Source organism: Pseudomonas sp. 22072, assembly GCF_052046095.1.
Lineage (GTDB): Bacteria > Pseudomonadota > Gammaproteobacteria > Pseudomonadales > Pseudomonadaceae > Aquipseudomonas > Aquipseudomonas paracarnis.
Window position 1 is genome coordinate 300,817 of the sequence record NZ_JBQEQE010000003.1, and the last position, 20,866, is coordinate 321,682.

At 60.4% G+C, this 20,866-nt stretch carries 15 protein-coding genes and 1 pseudogene; 3 read left to right on the plus strand and 13 right to left on the minus strand.

The window, feature by feature from the left end:
• Positions 1–104: 104 nt before the first annotated feature.
• Complete coding sequence (gene kynA, locus ACTJLA_RS05065; RefSeq protein WP_072434974.1) at positions 105–962, minus strand: tryptophan 2,3-dioxygenase; 858 nt, start codon at positions 960–962, stop codon at positions 105–107.
• Entirely contained in the window at positions 959–1,609 is a 651-nt protein-coding gene (gene kynB, locus ACTJLA_RS05070) for an arylformamidase (protein ID WP_181125032.1), read from the minus strand. Before kynB ends, kynA begins: the two co-directional genes overlap by 4 nt.
• A gap of 364 nt (positions 1,610–1,973) precedes the next feature.
• Here kynB and ACTJLA_RS05075 point away from each other — a divergent pair, with 364 nt between their 5' ends.
• Positions 1,974–2,318 carry a cupin domain-containing protein gene (locus ACTJLA_RS05075; protein ID WP_314545499.1) on the plus strand — a complete coding sequence of 115 codons (345 nt, stop codon included), beginning with the start codon at positions 1,974–1,976 and terminating at the stop codon, positions 2,316–2,318.
• Positions 2,319–2,365: 47 nt separating this feature from the next.
• Here ACTJLA_RS05075 and mmsB read toward each other — a convergent pair whose 3' ends face one another.
• Both mmsB and ACTJLA_RS05085 read right to left on the minus strand, forming a co-directional pair.
• Positions 2,366–3,253, minus strand: coding sequence for a 3-hydroxyisobutyrate dehydrogenase (gene mmsB / locus ACTJLA_RS05080; protein ID WP_314545502.1), 888 nt, complete (start codon positions 3,251–3,253; stop codon positions 2,366–2,368).
• 15 nt (positions 3,254–3,268) lie between these two features.
• Positions 3,269–4,786, minus strand: coding sequence for a CoA-acylating methylmalonate-semialdehyde dehydrogenase (locus ACTJLA_RS05085; protein WP_096143200.1), 1,518 nt, complete (start codon positions 4,784–4,786; stop codon positions 3,269–3,271).
• Positions 4,787–4,919: 133 nt separating this feature from the next.
• On the opposite strand from ACTJLA_RS05085, the gene ACTJLA_RS05090 reads away from it, so the two are divergent.
• Positions 4,920–5,867: a LysR family transcriptional regulator gene (locus ACTJLA_RS05090; RefSeq protein ID WP_034128788.1), complete on the plus strand. Its 948-nt coding sequence runs from the start codon at positions 4,920–4,922 to the stop codon at positions 5,865–5,867.
• A gap of 32 nt (positions 5,868–5,899) precedes the next feature.
• Here ACTJLA_RS05090 and ACTJLA_RS05095 read toward each other — a convergent pair whose 3' ends face one another.
• From ACTJLA_RS05095 to ACTJLA_RS05105, 3 genes are read right to left on the minus strand one after another with little or no spacing between them, the layout of a single operon-like run.
• Positions 5,900–6,847, minus strand: coding sequence for a LysR substrate-binding domain-containing protein (locus ACTJLA_RS05095; protein ID WP_060764178.1), 948 nt, complete (start codon positions 6,845–6,847; stop codon positions 5,900–5,902).
• Entirely contained in the window at positions 6,847–7,695 is an 849-nt protein-coding gene (locus ACTJLA_RS05100) for an EamA family transporter (protein ID WP_054897000.1), read from the minus strand. The genes ACTJLA_RS05095 and ACTJLA_RS05100 overlap by 1 nt, the downstream gene beginning before the upstream one ends.
• Positions 7,696–7,748: 53 nt before the next feature.
• Entirely contained in the window at positions 7,749–8,696 is a 948-nt protein-coding gene (locus ACTJLA_RS05105; protein ID WP_089042341.1) for a TauD/TfdA family dioxygenase, read from the minus strand.
• A 148-nt stretch (positions 8,697–8,844) separates the two neighbouring features.
• Between ACTJLA_RS05105 and ACTJLA_RS05110 the strand changes: the two are divergent.
• A pseudogene (locus tag ACTJLA_RS05110) lies at positions 8,845–8,940 on the plus strand (DUF3077 domain-containing protein); the annotation flags it as partial.
• A 96-nt stretch (positions 8,941–9,036) separates the two neighbouring features.
• Here ACTJLA_RS05110 and ACTJLA_RS05115 read toward each other — a convergent pair.
• The 6 genes from ACTJLA_RS05115 to recC all read right to left on the minus strand — a co-directional run bounded on the left by ACTJLA_RS05115 (position 9,037) and on the right by recC (position 20,685).
• Positions 9,037–9,525 (minus strand): OmpA family protein, encoded by a 489-nt coding sequence (locus ACTJLA_RS05115; protein ID WP_034128792.1) that lies wholly within the window; start codon positions 9,523–9,525, stop codon positions 9,037–9,039.
• A 5-nt stretch (positions 9,526–9,530) separates the two neighbouring features.
• Positions 9,531–10,793, minus strand: coding sequence for a diguanylate cyclase domain-containing protein (locus tag ACTJLA_RS05120; RefSeq protein WP_034128793.1), 1,263 nt, complete (start codon positions 10,791–10,793; stop codon positions 9,531–9,533).
• Positions 10,790–11,356 carry a YfiR family protein gene (locus ACTJLA_RS05125; protein ID WP_034128794.1) on the minus strand — a complete coding sequence of 189 codons (567 nt, stop codon included), beginning with the start codon at positions 11,354–11,356 and terminating at the stop codon, positions 10,790–10,792. Before ACTJLA_RS05125 ends, ACTJLA_RS05120 begins: the two co-directional genes overlap by 4 nt.
• Before the next feature lie 139 nt (positions 11,357–11,495).
• A complete protein-coding gene (gene recD / locus ACTJLA_RS05130; protein WP_034128795.1) occupies positions 11,496–13,568 on the minus strand; it encodes an exodeoxyribonuclease V subunit alpha in 2,073 nt (690 codons plus the stop codon).
• Positions 13,565–17,236, minus strand: coding sequence for an exodeoxyribonuclease V subunit beta (gene recB / locus ACTJLA_RS05135; RefSeq protein ID WP_314545514.1), 3,672 nt, complete (start codon positions 17,234–17,236; stop codon positions 13,565–13,567). The genes recD and recB overlap by 4 nt, the downstream gene beginning before the upstream one ends.
• Complete coding sequence (gene recC, locus ACTJLA_RS05140) at positions 17,233–20,685, minus strand: exodeoxyribonuclease V subunit gamma (RefSeq protein WP_314545516.1); 3,453 nt, start codon at positions 20,683–20,685, stop codon at positions 17,233–17,235. Before recC ends, recB begins: the two co-directional genes overlap by 4 nt.
• Positions 20,686–20,866 lie beyond the last annotated feature (181 nt).

Here is a 20,866-nt window from a genome sequence, read left to right on the forward strand (position 1 = left end):
CCAACGGGTGGGCCGGCTGATACACCGCCATCGCTGGCAAGCCAGCTCCCACAGTTGACTGTATTTCACATAAAAAAAGCCCCGGTAATCCGGGGCTTTTTTGTTTAGAGCGTGGAACGTACTCGCCAGAGTTCAGGGAACAGTACCGTGTCGAGCATCTTGCGCAGGTACCCCACGCCTTCAGTACCGCCAGTACCCGGCTGGAAGCCGATGATGCGTTCCACCGTGGTGACATGCCGGAAGCGCCACTGGCGGAACGAATCTTCCAGGTCGATAAACTTCTCGGCCAACTGATACAAATCCCAGTAACGGCTCGGGTCGCGATATACCTCGCGCCAGGCCGCTTCCACCGATTCATCGTGCACCGTGGCTGCGGTCGGGTCGCGCTCGGCGCGCTTGGGATCAATCGCCAACCCCGCCTTGACCATCAGGTTTACGGCCTCGTCATACAGCGACGGCGTGGCAATCGCCACCTGCAATTGCTGCAGCAACTCCGGGCGATGAGCATGGGGCCGCAGCAGCGCCGGGCTTTTGTTGCCGAGGATGAATTCGATCTCGCGGTACTGGAACGACTGGAACCCCGACGACTGCCCCAGGAACGGGCGAATCGCCTTGTACTCTGATGGCGTCATGGTCGCCAGCACCGCCCAGGCGTGCACCAGTTGATCGAAGATCCGCGACACCCGCGCCAGCATCTTGAACGCCGGCGGCAGCTCACCCAGGCGCACATGTTCGCGGGCGGCCTTGAGTTCGTGAAGCATCAGTTTCATCCACAGCTCAGAGGTCTGGTGCTGGATGATGAAGAGCATTTCGTTGTGGTCTGGCGACAGCGGGTGCTGGGCGCTGAGGACTTTGCCCAGGTCCAGGTAGTCGCCATAGCTCATGGACTCGGAGAAATTCAATTCGGCGTTATGCCATTCTTCCGGCGGTTGGTAATCAGCTGAAAAAGGACATTGGCTCATCGCGTGGGCTCCTTGAGCGGGCGGAGAATGGCGCGCACGGGGCTCGCGTCCAGGTTGGCGAAGCGCAGCGGCAGCGCGATCAGTTCATAGTCGCCCTCCGGTACGTCATCGAGCACGATGCCTTCGAGGATCGCCATGCCATGGCGCGCCACGACGTTGTGCGAATCCATGGTCTTGGATTGTTGCGGGTCCAGGGACGGCGTATCGATACCGATCAGGCGCACCCCCAGGCTGGCCAGCAGCTCAATGGTCTGGGGGGCGATGGCGGTGAAGTTCGAATCCCAGTCGGTGAGCGGAGCTTGTGGATAAGTGCGCAGCAGCACGCGCTCGGGCAGGTTATCCACACGCCCTTGCAACTGATGGGGCTGCACCAGGGCGCCGCTGCCCAGGCAGTGCAATACCCGGCACGGCCCCATATACACATCCAGCGACACCTCGCCAATCGGCGCGCCATCAGCGCTGTAATGCAGCGGCGCATCCACATGGGCACCGGTGTGCGGCGACAGGGTGACGCGCCCCACATTTACCGGACACTCGGGGCCGAACTGCCACACGCGCTCCTCCTGGAACGGCGTATCACCCGGCCAGGTCGGGGTGGCCGTGCTCAAGGGCGGGCTGATATCCCACCACGTTTTTATTGGGTTCATTGCAAGGCTCTCACTCGTTACTGAGGTGAATGATACGAGGGAGGGATGTGAATTTTCTTGCGAATTCTGGCGCGACACGGGAAATCTTTCGCAGTTACTGCGAGGAAACATCGGTTTGATGCACAGATCTGTCGCTCAGATACGCCACGACCTCTCGTGGGAGCCTGGCTTGCCAACGATAGCGGAGTGTCAGGCAATCGAGATGCTCGCTGTGCCACCGCCATCGCGGGCAAGCCCGGCTCCCACAGGGGACCGCGGTGTTCAGGTGACTGCGCTTCTGGGCATCCCAATGTCGAGTTCAGACCATCTGCGCAATGCCCAAGGCCTTAGGGTGCATCTTTTCCTTCTCTGCCTCGGAGTCATCATGCCCAAGCCCATCACCGTACTGCGCGACGCCCACCCACTGCCGGTCCTGGATGCCTGCAAATGGGAAAAGCTCGAAGGCGACCCGCACACTGTCAACCTCAACGCCTACACCAGCGAAGACGGCAGCAAGATCATGGGCACCTGGATCTGCACACCGGGCAAGTGGTACGTGGAATACGTGAAGTGGGAATACTGCCATTTCCAGGAAGGCTACTGCGTGATCACGCCTGAAGGCATGGAGCCGATCCATCTGCGCGCTGGGGATATCTTTGTAGTGGAGCCAGGGATGAAGGGGACGTGGGAAGTGGTCGAGACTGTGCGTAAGTATTTTGTGTTTGCCTGACCCAGCAAAACCTGTGGCGAGGGAGCTTGCTCCCTCGCCACAGGTTTTTATTTGGGCTTGCGATAGCTGTTGATGATCGCCGAGAAGTCCTTGCCCCCTTCCCCACGCTGGCTCATCGATTGATACAGCTGCTGGGCCACTGCGCCGAGGATCACCGGCTGGTGCACCTGGCGTGCAGCTTCGGTGGCCAGGCCTAAATCCTTGAGCATCAGGTCGGCACCAAAACCACCGGTATAGCCACGCGATGATGGCGCGGTCTCGATCACGCCTGGCCAAGGATTGTAGGTATCGGAACTCCAGCAGCGCCCCGTGGAGCTGTTGATGATGCCGGCCAGCACTTGTGTATCAATGCCAAGTGCATCGCCCAGGGCCATGGCTTCACTGACGCCGACCATGCTGATACCCAGCAGCAGGTTGTTGCAGATCTTGGCGATTTGCCCGGTGCCGACATCACCACAGTGCACGATGTTGCGGCCCATCTGCGCCAGCACCGGTTGCAGGGTGGCGAACAATTCCGGGTTGGCGCCGACCATGAAGGTCAGCGTCCCGGCCTGGGCACCGCCGGTGCCACCGGAGACCGGCGCATCGGCCACTGCCACACCTTGTTTGGCTGCCGCAGCCGCTACTTCACGGATGGTTTGCGGGTCAATGGTGCTGCAATCCACGGCGGGGATGCCTTCGCCGATGCCGGCGAGTACACCGTCTTCATTCAGCCACACGCTGCGCACATGGGCGGCTGCCGGCAGCATGGTAATCACCAGTTCGGCACCTTGGGCCGCATCACGCGGCGAGCTGCTGATGGTGCCGCCCAGTTCGGCAAGTTCCTTGAGTACCGCCTGGTTCAGGTCGAACAGGTTAAGCGCGTGCCCAGCCTTGATCAGGTTGCGGGCCATGGGCGCACCCATGTTGCCCAGGCCGATGAATGCAATTTTCATGGTCGTCTCCCGAGTTCAGCGCAGGTTGATGGTGGTGTTGACGCCATCGTTGACCGTGTCGTCATCAAACCAGCGGCTGGTGACGGTTTTGGTCTGAGTGTAGAACTGCACCACTTGCTTGCCGTAAGGGCCCAGGTCGCCGAGCTTGGAACCGCGGGAGCCGGTGAAGCTGAAGAACGGCACTGGCACCGGGATGGGGATGTTGATGCCGACCTGGCCCACATCGATTTCGCTCTGGAATTTACGCGCCGCCGCACCGCTCTGGGTGAACAGGCCTGTACCGTTGCCAAACGGATTGGCGTTGACCAGGGCGATGGCTTGATCGAGTGTCTCGACTTCCAGTACCACCAGCACCGGGCCGAAGATTTCCTCGGTGTAGATGCGCATGTCGGTGGTCACGCCCGAGAACAGGGTCGGGCCGACAAAGTTGCCTTGCTCGAAGCCCGGCACCTTGATATCGCGGCCATCGAGCTCCAGCTTGGCGCCTTCCTTCACACCGCTTTCAATAAGCTCCAGGATACGCGCCTTGGCACGCTTGGAGATCACCGGGCCGACATCCGTGCCCGCTTCGCTGCCGGCGTTGACCTTGAGCTTTTGTGCCAGGGCCTTGAGGTCTGGCAGCCACTGCTTGGCCGCGCCCACCAGCACCACCACCGAGGTGGCCATGCAACGCTGGCCAGCCGCGCCGAAACCGGCACCGACCAGGGCGTTGAGGGTGTGTTCTCGGTTAGCATCCGGCAGCACCACCGCGTGGTTCTTGGCGCCCATCATCGACTGCACACGCTTGCCGTGTTTGCCGGCCAGGTCGTAGACATGCGTGCCCACAGCCGTCGAACCGACGAAGGACACTGCCTTGATGTCTTTGTGAGTACAGAGTGCATCCACCACGTCCTTGCCACCATGCACCACGTTGAGCACGCCGGCTGGCACACCGGCTTCCAGCGCCAGCTCCACCAGCAGCATGGTCGACAACGGGTCTTGCTCGGAAGGCTTGAGTACAAAGGTGTTACCGCAGGCAATCGCCATCGGGAACATCCACAGCGGAATCATCGCCGGGAAGTTGAACGGGGTGATGCCGGCGCACACGCCGATAGGCTGGCGCAGGGTGTAGGTATCCACGCCGCCGGCCACGTTCTCGGCGAACTCGCCCATTTGCAGTGTGCCAATGGAACAAGCGTGCTCAACCACTTCCAGGCCGCGGAAAATATCGCCCTCGGCATCGGCAATGGTCTTGCCCTGCTCGGCGCTGAGGACTACAGCAATGCGCTTGGAATGTTCGCGGATCAAGGCTTGCAACTTAAGCATGATGCGCATGCGCGCACCGATCGGCGTGAGTTTCCAGGTCTGGAACGCTTGATGGGCAGCGTCGATGGCCGCGTTGACTTCATCGGCGGTGGCAAACGGGACTTTGGCCAGCACTTGCTGGGTGGCCGGGTTGACGATGTCTTGCCACTCGGTGGTCTTGGACTCGACCCACTCGCCGTTGATCAGCAACTTGACCTGTTGCACGGAAATATCGGCAGATGCGTTCATGTGGTCTCCAGAATCTTGTAGTTATGCAGAGAACCAAGGCGTTGAATCGCCTTGAAGAATGAGGCGTTCGGACTGTTTTTGGAGTATAGATGTGCAAATCTCTAATAAGAACGCACATAAAAGCCGGTCCAATATGCAAAAAAACATCACCTCCCTGGGCGCCCTGAACTGGGATGACCTGAAGTTTTTCCTCGAAGTAGCCCGCACCCGCAAGGCTAGCGTGGCCGCCAAGCGCTTGGCGGTGGACTACACCACCGTGTCGCGGCGCATCAGCTCTCTGGAAGTGTCCCTCGGCACGCTGCTGTTCGAAAAATCCCGGACCAACGGCTTCGTGCTCACCAGCGAAGGCCAGCGGTTGCTGGGTTATGCCGAATCCATCGAAAGCACGCTGCACATGGCCTGCGAACAGGTGTCCGGCTCCGGCGTGGCGCTGTCCGGCCATGTGCGCATGGGCTGCACCGAAGGCTTCGGCAGCTTCTTCGTCACCCCGCAACTGAGCCACTTCGTCGACACTTATCCTGCGATCTCGGTGGATATCCTGCCCCTGCCCCACTTCATCAGCCTGTCCAAGCGCGAAGCCGACATCGTCATCGCCCTGGAACGCCCTGAACACGGGCCGTATGTGTGCTGCAAACTGTGCGACTACAAATTGCAGTTGTACGCCACCCAGGACTACCTCGACCAACACCCGCCGATCCGCAAACCTGCGGATCTGGCCGAGCATCCGTTTATCAGCTATGTGGATGATTTGGCCTTCAGCTCGGAGTTGCTGTACCTGGCCAATGTGGTGCCCGGCGCCAGCGCCAGCCTGCGCAGTACCAGCGTGATCGCGCAATACGTGGCGGCCCAGCAAGGCCGGTCGATGGCGATATTGCCGTGTTTTCTGGCGGCGCAGGACCCGCGCTTGTTACCGGTGCTGGGGGAGCAGATTGCGATTACACGGCAGTTCTGGATGTATTGCCGGGAGGATTTGAGGAAGTTGAAGCGGATTACGTTGTTGTGGGATTACATTCGGGAAGTGACGGAGCAGAATCAGGGGTTGTTAATGGGGCAGACGCGGGAGATCAGGTTTGCGAAGTGAGGTGCTAAAGGAGCAACGGAGGCTTCCTACATTTAGACCGCTCCTGCTGCAGCAATTTGCGGATGCCGAAGCCGAACTTCGCGCAGAAACTCACCCGCGCTGTTCTTGAGCCATTCAATCAGCCGAGCAATCTCCGGCTCCGACTGACGCCCGTTTCGACAAATGATGTAGTAGGCCGCAGGGGACATCATCACAGGGCTATTCAACGCAACTAACGCACCGTCTTCCAGTTGGTCATACACCAACGCAGTCCTGCCCAGCGCAATCCCTCCGCCCTTCACCGCCAAGCTGATCGCCAGGCTCGAATCCGGAAATCTCGGCCCGTGGTGATAAGGCGGCGGCGCCAGCCCCTGAAACGCAAACCAGCTTTCCCACCCCGGACATACCTGATCGTCCACCCGATGAATCAGCGGATAGCGGGCGACATCCTCCAGAACAATGCCGCCCTTCAACCGCAGAAAATCGGGCGAACACACGGGGAATACGGCGTCGCGCATCAACAGTTCGACATAATGATCCGGATAGTCACCGTACCCCATCACCACGGCGACATCGTATTGATGGGCCTCCAGGCTGGTGCTGCTCATGTCGGCGCTGGTCAACACCAGATCCAGGTTGAATGAAGCCTGCGTGTGAGAGCCGTGCATCCTGGGGATTAGCCACGTCGAACAGAGGGAAGACGTGCATGATAGGTATAACGGTTGGGACTTACCGGGATTGAGTGAATGCAATACCCCATCCAGCGCCTTGAAAAACTCATCGGTAACTGGCAACAGAGCCTGCCCTGCTGCAGTCAGCTTGACGCCGCGTGAGTGCCGCTCAAACAACGACACGCCCCACCATTCCTCCAAGCCCGCGATTTGATGGCTAATGGCACTGGCGGTGAGGTTAAGCTCAGACGCTGCACGGGCGAAACTACCGGTTTGCGCTGCGCTGACGAACGCCTGAAGCATAGGTGTGGGGGGCGGACGCTGGGCCATCAGGTGCTCACTTTGATCAAAATGATCCCGCAAACAATGACGAACGCCGAAAGCATCCGTCGCCAACCGAACCGTTCGTGAAAGAACAGCGCAGCAATAATGGCGCCGATAATAACACTGGTTTCCCGCAGAGCTGAGACCTTGGCCACCGCGTCCAGCGACAAGGCAAACAACACCAATCCGTAAGACGCCAGGTAAAAAACACCGCCTAATAGCCCAACTCGCCAGTGCCCACGTATCGCACGAGCCAAGGTTGAACGTTCTTTGGAAAACGCCAGCATCGGGATCGGGATACTTTGGAATACTGTCAGGTAAATAATGTACTGCAGCACCGTCTCACTGGCTCTTACACCTTTAGCATCCACCACCGTGTAAGACGCAATAAACGCACCGGCGCACACCGCCATCAGGATCGGCTTGAACATCTGCGCCGTCATCCTGCGCACAAAGGTCAAGCTGATAATCCCCACACAAATCAGCAACACTCCCGTCAACGCCTGGGAGGACAACTGTTCATGCAGCAGAAAGTAAGAAAACAGCACGACCAATACGGGCGGCACCCCACGCATCACCGGGTAAACCTGACCGAAGTCACCCGTTTCGTACGCTTTAATCAAAAATAGCCGGTAGACCGTATTGAGCACCACAGAGACGAGTATATAGCCCCATACCTCCAGGCTAGGCACACTTACAAACGGCAACGCCAGCAGGCATATCACTAGCGCGGTGCCGTCGACCATGGCCAAGGTCATGAAGCGACTGCTACCGGCGCGAACTACGGCATTCCAAGTGGCGTGCATAAAGGCAGAAATCAAGACCAACGTGATCGCGATATCGGAGTTGTCCATGGGGCTCGGCTTATGGCGGATATGGGAGGACTTACGTTATGAATACCGATGCATCATCGTTTGCGTAACCACAGCCGTAGCATATAACGATTAAGATCACTCAAAGGCTCAGCATCATTGATCTCGGAACGTGGAGCGTTCATATCAATGAAGTGCGTGCGCGTATGCAGAAACTTGTTATCGGCTGAAATAAGCACTTGCCCTGGCTCCAGCAGTACTCGATGCTGAACCGATGACTGATCGAGAACGGTATCCAGAAAGTCCAGTGCCTGGGTTTGAGCTGCTGTTAAAGGCACTCCTGCCTTAAGGTGAGCTGACTCAATGTAGACTCGAAAGTATCTGATCAGTGGAATACCTTCACTGGAAAAGCTGAGGATGGGGGCTTTAAACAGTTTTTCATCCTCTGACATGCCGCGATTCTCAAAAAAGAAGTCGCATTTGAGCGCTTCCAATACTTCTGGGAACGCCATCAGCTCGGCGTATACCGCGCTTGCATCGATGAGAATGCTCTCACCTCCTAAAAGTGCTTTCTGTCCACAGGCCAGGATCAAGTAATCGATAGGCAACGGGTCGCTCACACCATCGTTATGTACATAGGCGCCTTGACGGGTCTGATGGTATCTCGCACCTTCCTCAATGCTTTTGCCACCTCGGTCATAAACCTCAATCACTTTATGACCAAGATGATTCTGTACCATTGGGACACCGAGTAAGGAACCGAATGTCCACACCAGAGATTTGAACGTTGAAAGTTTATCCACCTTAAAGCCATCGAGAATCAAGACATGACTTTCATGATCGATCATATTTCGTATTCTATTCAGCTCCTCTCTCAGCACGCTTGACTGTAAAGGATTAATGTAAGCGACCTTGGTATCGAATCTAACACCTTGACTTACCGTCTCGAACAACTCTCTTATCGTCAATAGCTCAGCAAATGCATCTTTTGAAAGCCTGACTTTAGATACTTCCTGGCGAAAATGACTGACATTTATAGTCATCGCAATCCTTTACGGTAGTTACTTATAGCGTCCATTTAACTAAGCCCACCATTTGCGAAAAAGCGAAACTTCATCAGCCCAGCCATTAAAATTCGTCATGACAGGTCTTTCCTACAGAGAAAACTCCTAATGGTCGTTGGTAGGTTTTCGCGGCGACCAATACGCATGGGCCGCGCATTATATGTATGAGAGGGGCAAGGCCGTGGTGGATGACTTGACGCAGGCGATGACACCGAGCCGTTGAGCGAACATTCTTGCTAGCACATCGCAGAACAACTGTGAGAGGGGCTTGCCCCCTCCCACATTGGATTGCATTTCAGCTTGGGAAAGGTGAACCCGCTTAGTCTGCGATCACTACGATCGACACCCGGCGATTCTCGGTGCGGCCTGCTGTGGTCGTATTCGGCGCTACCGGCTCGCTGCTGCCCAGGCCGCGCAGTTGGATGTTTTCTTCTTTCATGCCCACGCGGGTCAGCACCTTGCCCACGCTTTTGGCGCGGCGCAGGGACAGGGCAACATTGTAGGGCTCTTTGCCCGAGGCGTCGGTGTGGCCGTCGACACGCACACGCTCGATACCCGCGCCTACCAGGGCCTGGCCGATGCGTTCGACGATGTCGGTGCTGGGTTTGTTGAGGGTTTCGACGTCGCTGCCAAACAGCACTTTGCCGGACAGGCCGAAGGCCCAGCCTTCATCGGTCAGCTCGAAGCCTTGCTGCTTGAGCACGGCGACTTGCGCCGGGGTCAGGCCTTTGGGTGGCGTCTGGCAGCCGCTGAGGGCCAGGAAGGCCACGAGCAAAGAAATAAATAAAACGCGTGTGTTAGCGAACAAGGGAATCAACTCCTGTGTTGAACGTTGGCGACGGGGTGCTCCGACTCCGCCGTTTGCTGGCCGCCCGAAGACAATCGTTTGGCCTGGTACATCGCCGCGTCGGCAGCGTTGAGCAAGGTCCCTGGCGTGGCACCATGCTCGGGATAAATCGCAATGCCGATACTGAGGGAGGTCAACACCTGGGTGTCTCCAGGCAGTGGAATCGGCATGTCCATGCTGGCAATGATTTTGTCGGCGATGCGCTGGGCGTCTTCGGCCTTGTGCAGGGGCGCCAGCAATACCGCGAATTCATCACCGCCCAGGCGCGCCACCAGGTCGTCCTCGCGCAGTTGCGCCCGCACGCGGTCGGCAACGGCCACCAGCACGGCATCGCCAGCGGCGTGACCGAAGCTGTCGTTGATGTCTTTGAAGCGGTCGCTATCGAGGAACAGCACCGCCACCCGCTCGTTGACCTTGGCCGCGCTGCGCAGGGCACGGATCAGCCGGCCTTCGAAGAACGCGCGGTTGGGCAGGCCGGTGAGGCTGTCGTGGCTGGCCTGGTGGGCCAGGGTTTCGTTTTCGCTTTGCAGGTGGCTTTGCCAGGCCTCCATCTCACCGAGCAGGGCGTTGAAGTCGCTGCCCAGGCTGTCGAGTTCGGCGATCTGCGCCGAGGGTACGCGGCGGTCGAAGTCTCGCTCGCTGCGGGCGGCGTGGGCGACGGCAGCCAGGCGTTGCAATGGCACGGTGATACCATTTAACAGACGCCGTGACAGATGCAACGCCACCCAGGCGCTGAGGGCGGTGCAGATCAGAATCCCGATCAAGCCACTGAGCAAGAAGCGCAACAGGCTGCCACCGTGGCCGACCAGATGGATGCTGCCGACGGTTTGCCCCTGGCGCAGGATCGGCTGGCTGATGGGCTGTTCGAGCAGGGCGTGCGCTATTTGCAGCTCGACCCGTGACAACATGCCGGTTTCCGGGCGAACCCAGCGCGCCAGCAGCTTGCCGTTGATATCGAATACTTCTGCCTGGGCCACTTCTTCGGTCGAGGCAATCAGGCTCAGGGCTTCGGTGGCCGCCGCACTGTCGTTGAACACCACGGCTGCTTCCACGGTGTAGTTGATCGAGCGGGCGATCAGGTGCAGGTTGTGCTCGGCGTAAACCCGCAGGGCAAGTACGCCCAGCAGGGTCAGCGACACACTGGCCAGGGTCACTGCTACCAGCGCCAGGATCATATGCCCGCGGGCAATTACCGAGCGCAGGGTCGGCCGCACTTTATCGCGACTCATGAGCCAGGCGCTCGACGACGGGACAACTGCAACACACTGGGATGGATGCGCACGCCGCTACGGGCGACGGAATCCAGGTTGACCTCGAACGACACCTGCTCATCGCTGACGCGCAGGCAGAACAGGCTGCCCACCGTGCATTGGTCGCCCCCTTCGCTGATGCTGAGTACGGGATGGCCGATCAATGAGGTAAACAGGCGGTTGCGTTCGTCGGGGGTGATTTTGCCGATGTAGACGGCATCACAGGCATTGACGATATCCGGATGATCGACCAGCAGGCGCCGCACCAGCACCGGACGACCGGTGGCCTGGGTGGTGCCTTTGACCAGGTCATCGGTGTACTGAGTCGGCCCGACAATGCACAGCCGCAATTGCGCAGGCTCAACCGGCCAACGGGCGTAGCTGAGGATACCGAGCACCACTTGGGTGACCGCCTGCGCACGGTGCTCGGCCAGGCTGGGCGTCTGCGCAAATAGGCGCGGCGCAAGCAGGCACAGCACCGTCACCAGTAACAGGCGTCTCCAACTCAAACTGCGCGCTTTGGGCGAGACAGCCACGTTCATGCAGCGATACTCTCAAGTGTTTTCCAGGATGATGCCGCAACGATAGCACAGCGGCGGACATCCCCACGAAGCACAGCATTCGAGGGGTTCGCTATTTTTTCAGAAAAATCAAACATCTGAATAAGAAATATCGCCTGACCTACCAGTCATTTTTTTCAGACGGAAGGTCCAACTCCAACATCAATCCGCTCAGACGCTTGACCTTGCGCCGCACCGCTTCCTCAAACACGCCGCCGCGCGGCTCAACCAGGCTGAACCAACGTTTGGCACGGGTGATACCGGTATAGATCAGCTCTTTGGTCAGCACCGGGTTAAGGGCATCCGGCAGGATCAGCGCGGTGTGAGTGAACTCCGAGCCCTGGGATTTGTGCACGGTCATGGCGTACACGGTTTCCACATCATTCAAGCGGCTGGGCAATACAAAGCGCACGCCGCCCTGGCCATCGTTACGTGGAAAGGCCACCCGCAGGACGTGGGGGCCACCGTCGCTTTCGGGCAATTTCAGGGCGATGCCGATGTCGCCGTTCATCAGGCCGAGCCCGTAATCGTTGCGGGTCATCAGCACCGGTCGGCCTTCGTACCACTGCTCGTCACCTTCGATCAGGCGTACCTTGCGCAACGCCGCGGTGATGCGCAGGTTGAGCCCTTCGACGCCCCACGGGCCCTTCCGCACGGCGCAAAGCAGTTGAAACGCGTCGAAGGCGTGCAGCAGTTGTTGCGCCCAAGCAGTCCAGGCTGGACCGTCACGCGGTGTGTCCGCAGAGGGGCGCGCCGATTGCAGCAGGTTCAGGTAGTAGCGATAACCTTGGGCGCCATCGCCCTGCCCGTCCAGTACCAGGCGCTCAAGGGCGTGGTCATGCTCACCCTTGAGGCTGACGCAGAACAGGTCGTCGTGACGGCCTGCAGCTAACAGCTGGCGGGCCTCTTCGGCGTTTTGCTGGTTGACCCAACGCGCCAGTTGACCAATACCGCTGCCCTCGCCGAAGCGGCGCGAATAGCGCAGCATCACCACTTGCTGGGCCAGGGGATGGCTGCCATCGAGGTCTTCTTGCAAGCCGCTGCTGCTGAGGTCTTCACCGCTAACGGCTTGCAGCCAGTGGCGAGTCTGCGGGCTGTACCAGCCGGCTTCGGCATCGCGGCACAAGTCGCCGAGTACGGCCCCCGCTTCTACCGAGGCCAGTTGGTCTTTGTCGCCCAGCAATACCAGGCGTGCATGGGGCGGCAGGGCGTCGAGCAGGTTGGCCATCATTTCCAGGTCGATCATCGAGGCTTCGTCCACCACCAGCACATCCAAAGGCAGCGGGTTGCCCAGGTGGTGACGGAAGTGACGGGTGCCCGGACGGCTGCCCAACAAGCGGTGGACCGTGGTGACCTGGGTGGGGATTTTTTCCCGCACGTTGTCGGGCACTGTCAGTGACAGCACTTGCTGGCTGATGGATTCGGTCAGGCGCGCAGCGGCTTTACCGGTGGGCGCAGCCAGGCGAATACGCAACGGGCTGCCGGACTCCACGGCGGGCGCCTGCAACAGCGCGAGCAGGCGCACCACGGTGGTGGTCTTGCCCGTACCGGGGCCGCCGGTGACGATGCTGAAGGCGCCGCGGGTCGCCAGGGCGCAGGCGAGCTTTTGCCAGTCAATCACTCCATCGGGCGCCGGTTGGTCGAACAGGCGATTGAGCCGTTGCGGCAAATCGGCGGCGGCGTCTTCCACGCTGGCAAGGCGCAGGCGCAGGGCGCGGTCGATACGCCGCTCGTAGGCCCAGTAGCGGCGCAGGTACAGGCGCTTGCCGGACAACACCAACGGGCGGCTACGAGCCTCCTCGCTGCCATCGACGGCCAGCGCAACCAACGGGCTTGAAGCCAGGGCATGGCACCAATGCGCGCCATCCAGGCCGTGCAGCAACTGTGAGGGTAGCAGCATTGCGCCGGTGTGCAGGTCGCCTTCGGGCGGCAATGACAGGGCGAAATCCGGCGCCTTGAGGGTTTCGAACACATCCAGGCAGACGTGGCCATGGCCCAGTTGATGGCTGGTCAAGGCCGCCGCCAGCAGCACCAGGGGATCGGCCTTTGGGTCCAGCTCGTACAGGAAACCGACAAAGGCTTTGTCCAAGGCCCGCAGCCAACCCCGCTCGACCCAACGTGCAAGCAACTGCAGCAGGTCGGCAGCACGATCGAGGGGCAAAAGCGCCTCCAGCGGTAACGGCGACAGGCTCATAAGAGCACTCCTTGTTCCCAGGCGGGCTCAACCTTGGGTGGGATGGGCTTGCCCTGGAACAACAGGTCCAGGCTCTCGATCAACTCACGAGGCGGTCGGGTAAAATACGCGCCCTGGCTCACCGACTGGCTACCGCGCAGGAACAGGTACAGGGCACCGCCGACGTGCTGGTCATAATCGTAATGCGGCAGGCGCGCCTTGAGTTGGCGGTGCAGGGCCAGCAGGTAAAGTACGTATTGCAGGTCGTACCGATGCTCGAGGATCGAGTGTTCCATGGCGTCCTGGGTGTAGGCCGAGTCGTCAGGGCCGAGCCAATTGGATTTGTAGTCGGCCACGTAGTAACGGCCATCGTGCTCGAACGTCAGGTCGATAAAGCCTTTGAACATGCCGTTGAGCAGCACCGGTTCGGCGGCCACACGGGACACGCCGCCATGGGTGTGCTGGCACACCAGTTTGTCGAGGGCGAGTACGTCGACGGTGTGACTGGCAAACCAGAATTCCATCTCGATCTGGTACTGCTGCAGGCCACTGAGGGTGAAGCGCTCGTTGTACAGGGGCAGTGGCGTGTGCAGCAGGTGCTCCAGCCAGCCGCTGAGGGTGACGATCCAGCCTTCCCAGTTGCGGCGGTTACAGCGCGCGCCCACGGCTTTTTCGATCGCCTCCGGGGTCACGTTGAAACCTTCTTCACCGGCCCATTCCAACAAGCCGTGAAGGAAGGTGCCTGGGTTGGGACCGCGTGGGAAACGGTGAATATCCCCGCCGGACGCGACCGTTTCCCGAGGGGCATCGGGGTCGAGGCGTTCGTCATCGAACAGCTTCTGGGCCTGTGGGCTTTCGGGGGCTTCGAGGTTGGCGGCGCTCATGCTGTCGCCAATGCGCAAGGCGCTATAGGAGGCAATCCACCAGTTTTCTGCGGCCTTGCGTGCAGGCAGCAACGGCGCGAGCAGGGTCGCTTGGTTGCGCGGCGGGTGGAACAAGATGTCTTGGGCGTCCGGCACAAGGTCATAATCGATGGCCGCGCAGCCTTGCTGCAAGTCCAGCAACCACCGCGCCAGCCCCGCTGACTCGCCCAACGACGCGCCGGCACCGAGCAAATAGCCCAATGCCGACAGGTGCAAGACCGAGCTGCTGTTATTGCCGCGCTTGAGGTCGGCGATGCCCAGCCAGCAGGCATGTTTGGCGCGGGTCAAGGCCACGTACAACAAACGCAGGTCTTCGGCCAGGCGCTCATCGTCGGCTTGGGCGATCAACTCGGCCGTGGGTCGCAGGCTGACGTGGGACTTGCCGTGTTCATCGTGGTAATGCAACGGCAAGCGACTGCCATCCACGGGCTTGGCCGAACAGATGAACGGCAGGAACACCAAGTCGTATTCCAGGCCCTTGGATTTGTGGATGGTCACCACTTTGACCAGTTGCTCGTCGCTTTCCAGGCGCAGGATCTGTTCTTCACCGGCCTGCCCCGACAGCGCCAGATGCTCGGCCAAATGACGGATCAACGCCTGCTCGCCATCCAGTTCCGAGGCGGCCTGTTGCAACAATTCACTGAGGTGCAACAGGTTGGTCAGCACCCGCTCGCCATCACTGCGGGCGATGAGGGTTTGCGGCAGCTTGAAATCGTGAAGCAGGCGCCGCAGCATTGGCAACACGCCTTGGGTACGCCAGATGGCACGGTAGCCACGGAACTGCATCACCCGCGATTCCCACGCCAGTTCGTCCTGATTCAGACGCTCCAGCTCCGACAGGGACAGGTTCAGGGTGACGCAGGCCAGGGCTGCACGCAGCGGGCGTTCGACATCCGGTTCCGCGCAAGCCTTCAACCAGGCCAACAGGTCATGGGCTTCCTGGGCGGCAAACACCGAGTCTTTATCCGACAGGTACACACTGCGCACGCCGCGGCGGGCCAGTTCCGCCCGTACGGCTTGGGCTTCCTTGCCGTCGCGCACGAGGATGGCGATGTCTGACGGCAACACGCCCTTCAAGCGCCCCGCTTTCACAAAGCCTGCGGTGCCTTGCTGCCCGCCATTGAGCAGCGCAACGATTTGCGTGGCGCAGGCGGCGGCCAGGTGTTGACGATAAACCGCGTTGGAAATCGGCTGGTCGGTGGGCAGGTGCCAAAGGTTCATGGCCGGTAGCGTGTGACCGTCGACCTGCAACTGCTCGCTGCGGCCTTGGGACAGTACCGAATGGAACGGCACCGGGTTATCGCCATTAGGCTGGCGAAACAGGAACGCACCACGGCCGGTTTCCGCACGCTGGAACACATGGTTCACCGCCTCGACCATCGCATGGCTGGAGCGGAAGTTGGTGCCCAGGGTGTGATGGCGGCCGGTGGTGGCCTGCCGGGCGCGCAGGTAGGTGTAGATGTCGGCGCCGCGAAAGGCGTAGATCGCCTGCTTGGGGTCGCCGATCAGGAACAGGCCGCTGTCGAGGTGGTTTTCTTCGATGCGGTAGATGCTGTCGAAGATGCTGTATTGCACCGGGTCGGTGTCCTGGAATTCATCAATCAGAGCCACCGGAAATTGCTCGCGGATCACACTGGCCAGGCGCTCGCCACCGTCTGCCTGGAGGGCGGCGTTGAGGCGGATCAGCATGTCGTCAAACCCCATCTCGGCGCGGCGACGTTTCTCTTCCTCGAAACGTTTGCCGACCCAGCCGGCAGCGTGTTGCAGCACCGCCGCGTCGGGCGTTGGCAAGGCGTCGAGGCTGGCTTTGAGGCTGGCCATAGCCTCGATGCCAGGGTGCTGCGGCGGCTCGCCTTTCCACGCTTCGGCCATTCCGTCGGGCGTCAGGCGGGTGAAGCCGGTGCCGATGTCCAGTTGTTCCAGGGTTTCGTCAGCGGCCCAGGCGCTGATCTTTTCGAACCAGGGCTCGAAGTAACGTGCTTGCATCTTGCGCCCATCGACCGCTTTGGCAGCGACGGCTTGCAGGCAGATATCCCGCAGCTCGGCAGCCCATTGTTGCCAGGGTGCCTTGAGGGCAACTAGCGCGGCGCGGCGTTCTTGCAGGCAGGCGCTGATCAGTTCGGCTGGCTCGCGGGTTTCGTCGGTGGGCCGCTCGCTGCCGAACAACGCACGCACCCGTGGCATCAGCGCCGCGGGGCCACCCCAATTATTGCGCACCCAGTTGAGCGCATCGTCGTGCATTGGGTAGCAGAACAAGCGCCAGTAGTCGCGCAGCACTTCGCCCAGCAGGTCGCTATGGTCGGTTTCCAGGGTTTGTGTGAACAGGCTGCCGCTGTCGAACGCATGTTCGCGCAGCATGCGCTGGCACCAACTGTGGATCGTGGAGACTGCGGCTTCATCCATCCATTGCGCGGCGATGTCCAGGCGATTGGCACAGGCGGGCCATTGCTGCGGATCATATTGCTCGCGCAGGTCGGCAATCAGCGCATCAGGCTGTTCGATTTCGTCACGGAAGAAGCGCGCGGCTTCGGCCAGGCGGATGCGGATACGTTCACGCAGTTCCTTGGTAGCGGCGTCGGTGAACGTCACCACGAGGATTTGCGGTGGCAGCAGTTCGCGGTCGAAACCGGATTCATCACCGCCGTGGCCGAGCACCAGACGCAGGTACAGGGCGGAGATGGTGAAGGTCTTGCCGGTGCCAGCACTGGCTTCAATCAACTGGCTGCCTTTGAGCGGGAACGCCAGGGCCAAGGGTTTGCCGATCATGCGCTGGCCTCCGTGCTGGAAAGCGATCGCCAGGGGGCGTTGATCAGCGGGCGATACAGGGTTTCGCACCAGCCTTCGAACTCTTCACTGGCGACCAGGGCCGCGTAGTCGGGAAATTGCCGCGTAAGGGCAGGCGTTTCGCGGCGTTCGCCGTCAGTGGTGATGCCATCGCCTTCATAGGCTTTGCTCGCAGCCGCTTGGGCCTTGGCGGGATCAGCCTGGCCGAGCCAGGCGAACGCGGTTTTCACTGCGACCGGAAGCGGCGCGCTCATTCCCGTGTGCCAGGCCAACAGCAGGTTACCGAGAATGTCCTCGGCGCCGGCCTTGTCCAGTGGGGCCAACAACAAGGTGTCGTCACTGGCTACCAGGCCGGTGCTCAAGGGCAGGCCACAGGCGCAGGCCACCACGTGATTGACCCAGGGGCGGATGAGGCGGTGCCACTTACGTGTCTTGATCGAACCAATACTGTTGGGGATGGTGGTGACGCTTAAAAGTCCGCCATCACTGCGTCGGTGCAGACCGCTGATCCAACCTTCCAGCTGGATGCCTTGGTACGCAAAGCTGACCGGTTCAGCACCAGTATGCGGGGTGGGCCACAACGCCAGAAGCTGTTGATAGCGTTGCACCAGGTCCGGCAGCGGCTCGATCAGTTCGTTACGCAGGCATTCACCGAAACCCACCATCGGCAGCAGGCCGCTGCCTTGCAGCCGCAGGGCCTGGGCGGTGAGCGCCTGATCGAGTTGGTCGGGTTGGGTGAGTGCCGCGTTCAGCAGGCTGTCGCTCAAGCTGTAGCGTTGCAATGCGTCCAGCACGAAGGGTTCTTCATCAGCCAGGGGCACTTCAGCGGCTTCGAAGAATACTTTCAGGCGCTGGCTGAAGAAGTGTTTGACCGGATTGCGCAGGAAGTCCTGTAACTGGCCAAGGCTCAGGGGTTCTTCCTGTTGGTGAGGCGTCAGGCCTTGCTCTTGGGTGATGACCGCCGGTGCCTGATGCAGCAATTGCCATTCGCGCGCATAGCTGAACAACGAATCGCCCTCGTGGAAATAGCGAGCGCTGAAGGGTTGCAGCGGGTGCTCCTGGGTCATTGCGTCGATCAGCGGCAGATCGTTGCTGGCGTGCTGCCAGCCGCTGGCGAGGTGGTCGCTTAGTTGGCCGATCAGCACCGAGGCCGGGCGATCGCTGTTGTCACGGATGCTGCGGCCTACCCAGCTGATGTACAGCTGGTCACGGGCTGACAGCAGCGCTTCGAGCAGTAAGTAGCGGTCGTCTTCGCGGCGAGAACGGTCGCCGGGGCGGTAATCGCTGCCCATCAGGTCAAAATCCAGGGGTGGCTGGGCCCGCGGGTAATCGCCGTCGTTCATGCCCAGCAGGCAAACCAACTTGAACGGGATCGCACGCATGGGCATGAGCGTACAGAAATTGACCGCCCCCGCCAGGAAGCGCTGGGACAGGCGCCCCTGATCCAATCCGGCCAACCATGCCTCACGCACAACCGTAAGGGGTAACTCGTCTTGCAGACCAACGGACTCGCAGGTTTCCAGCCAGGTTTCTCTTAATTGTTCGAGCTGGCCCAGCAGGTAGTCATCGTGCTCGCTGCTGGGCAGGAAAAACAGCTGCATCAACCGTTGTAGACGCTCGCCCCAGGTTTGTGGCGACGCGGGTTCCGATAACGCTTGATGGGCATCGTTCAAGGCGTCAAGCAAGGCGACCAGTGGGCCGATCAAGGCCGCATCGAGGCCACCGATTTCGTCATAAGGTTCAATACCGTCGCAGGCCGTGCCGGTACCGACGGCATAGCCCAGCAGCATACGGCGCAGGCCGAATCGCCAACTGTTTTGCTCCAGTTCCGCGGGCAGGCCCAAACCGGCGCGTTGCTCGGCATTCAAGCCCCAGCGGATGCCGGCGCCTTCGATCCAACGATGCAAGGTGGGCAGATCACGCTCTTTGATGGCGAAGCGTTCGCGCAGGGCCGGGACGTCGAGCAGGTCGAGGATTTCGCTGACAGGGAAGCGGCTGTCGGGAAGTTTGAGCAAGTGCTCGACGGCGATCAACAGCGGGTCGCGACCACGTTGGCCTTGGTCTGTAAGGGTGAAGGGGATGAAGCGTGGGTCATGCCGTTCGAGCTGGCCGAAGACCGCGCGAATATGCGGTGCATAGCTGTCGACGTCGGGGACCATGACGATGATGTCCCGAGGGCGCAGGGAGGGGTCAGCGCTGAAGCGATGAAGTAATTGGTCGTGGAGGATTTCCACTTCGCGTTGGGCGCTGTGGGCGATATGGAAACGGATCGACGTATCGCGTTGCAAGTCGACAGCGGGCCAGAGCTCACGGGTTTCATTCAACGGGCGCAGTTCGAGGATATCGTCCTGGAGTTGGTTGAGGAGCGTGGTGGGTTCGCTGTCGCTGAACAGGTCAATACGGCCGTCGCGAAATGCGGCGCGGTAGCTGTTGGGGTCATCGTAGCTGTCCAGCAGACTGATGTAATCACGGCCCTGCTTGCCCCAGGCAGCGAGCAGCGGATGGGCGTGCTGGTGCAAAGTTTGTGGGTCGATAGTGACGGGCATGCCCGTTTTGCGCGCCTGGCGTTTGTATTCGTTACGCAGCAAGTCCTTGTCGGCGACGATGTCCGACCAATGATGGCGGCAGGGGTTATGCACGCAGAGCAGGACCTGGCTGAAACGGGCCAGACCCGCCAAGGCTTCCAGCGCCTGGGCCGGCAGCGATGAGATGCCGAAGACGATCACCCGGGGAGGCAAGCCGGGCGGTGCTTGTTCAAGGCTGTTGATGCGCTCGATGAAGCGCTGATGTACGCCGGCCCGGCTTTCGGCCATGCCTGCTTCCCCCACATCCAGCAGGAGCGCGCGCCACAGCTCGGCTTGCCAGCAGTTGGCTGGGTTGAGCGGTTTGGACTCGCCTCGACCATTGCGCAGTTGGTGCCGGCCTGCGGCCCAATCTTCCAGCCAGTCGGCACGGTAGACCTGGTATTGGTCGAAGAGGTCAGCCAGGCGCTCGGCGAGTTGGTAGCGTTTGCGCAGGTCGGTGTCTTGCGTCAGGAAGCGTTGCAGAGGCTCGAAGTGCGGTTGGTCGATCAGCTCGGGTAACAGCCGCATGAGGCGCCAGGTCAGCGGGGCTTTATCAAGCAGGGACTTGGGCGGGATTTCGTCACGGCCCAAAACCATACGATAAAGCTGCCACATAAAGCTGCCAGGCAGTTGCACGTCGATGGCTGCGGCAATGCCACAGCCGCCCATATCATCGGCTTGCGGGTCTTCGGCCAAGGCCAGCTTGAGCCATTGGGCGATGCCGTTGCTTTGTACCAGGGCGATTTCGTTTTCCAAAGGCGCCAGTGGGTAACGGCGCATCCAACTGACCACCAGGCTTCGCAGCTCGTCCAGGCGGTTGCCATGAACCACCATGAATCCAGGACTGAGGGACGTCGCGTCCGGCATAACGGCTTCCTTGGGAAAAGCAAAATCGAGGGATGGACTTTAGCACTGTGGTGCACGGGGCGAACACAAGGCGAACAAGTGTACGGCGACAAGGCGGACACTTTTCGAGCGCCCAAAACAAAACCCCAACTGCTTTCGCAATTGGGGTTTCGGAATTTAATCTTGACGATGACCTACTCTC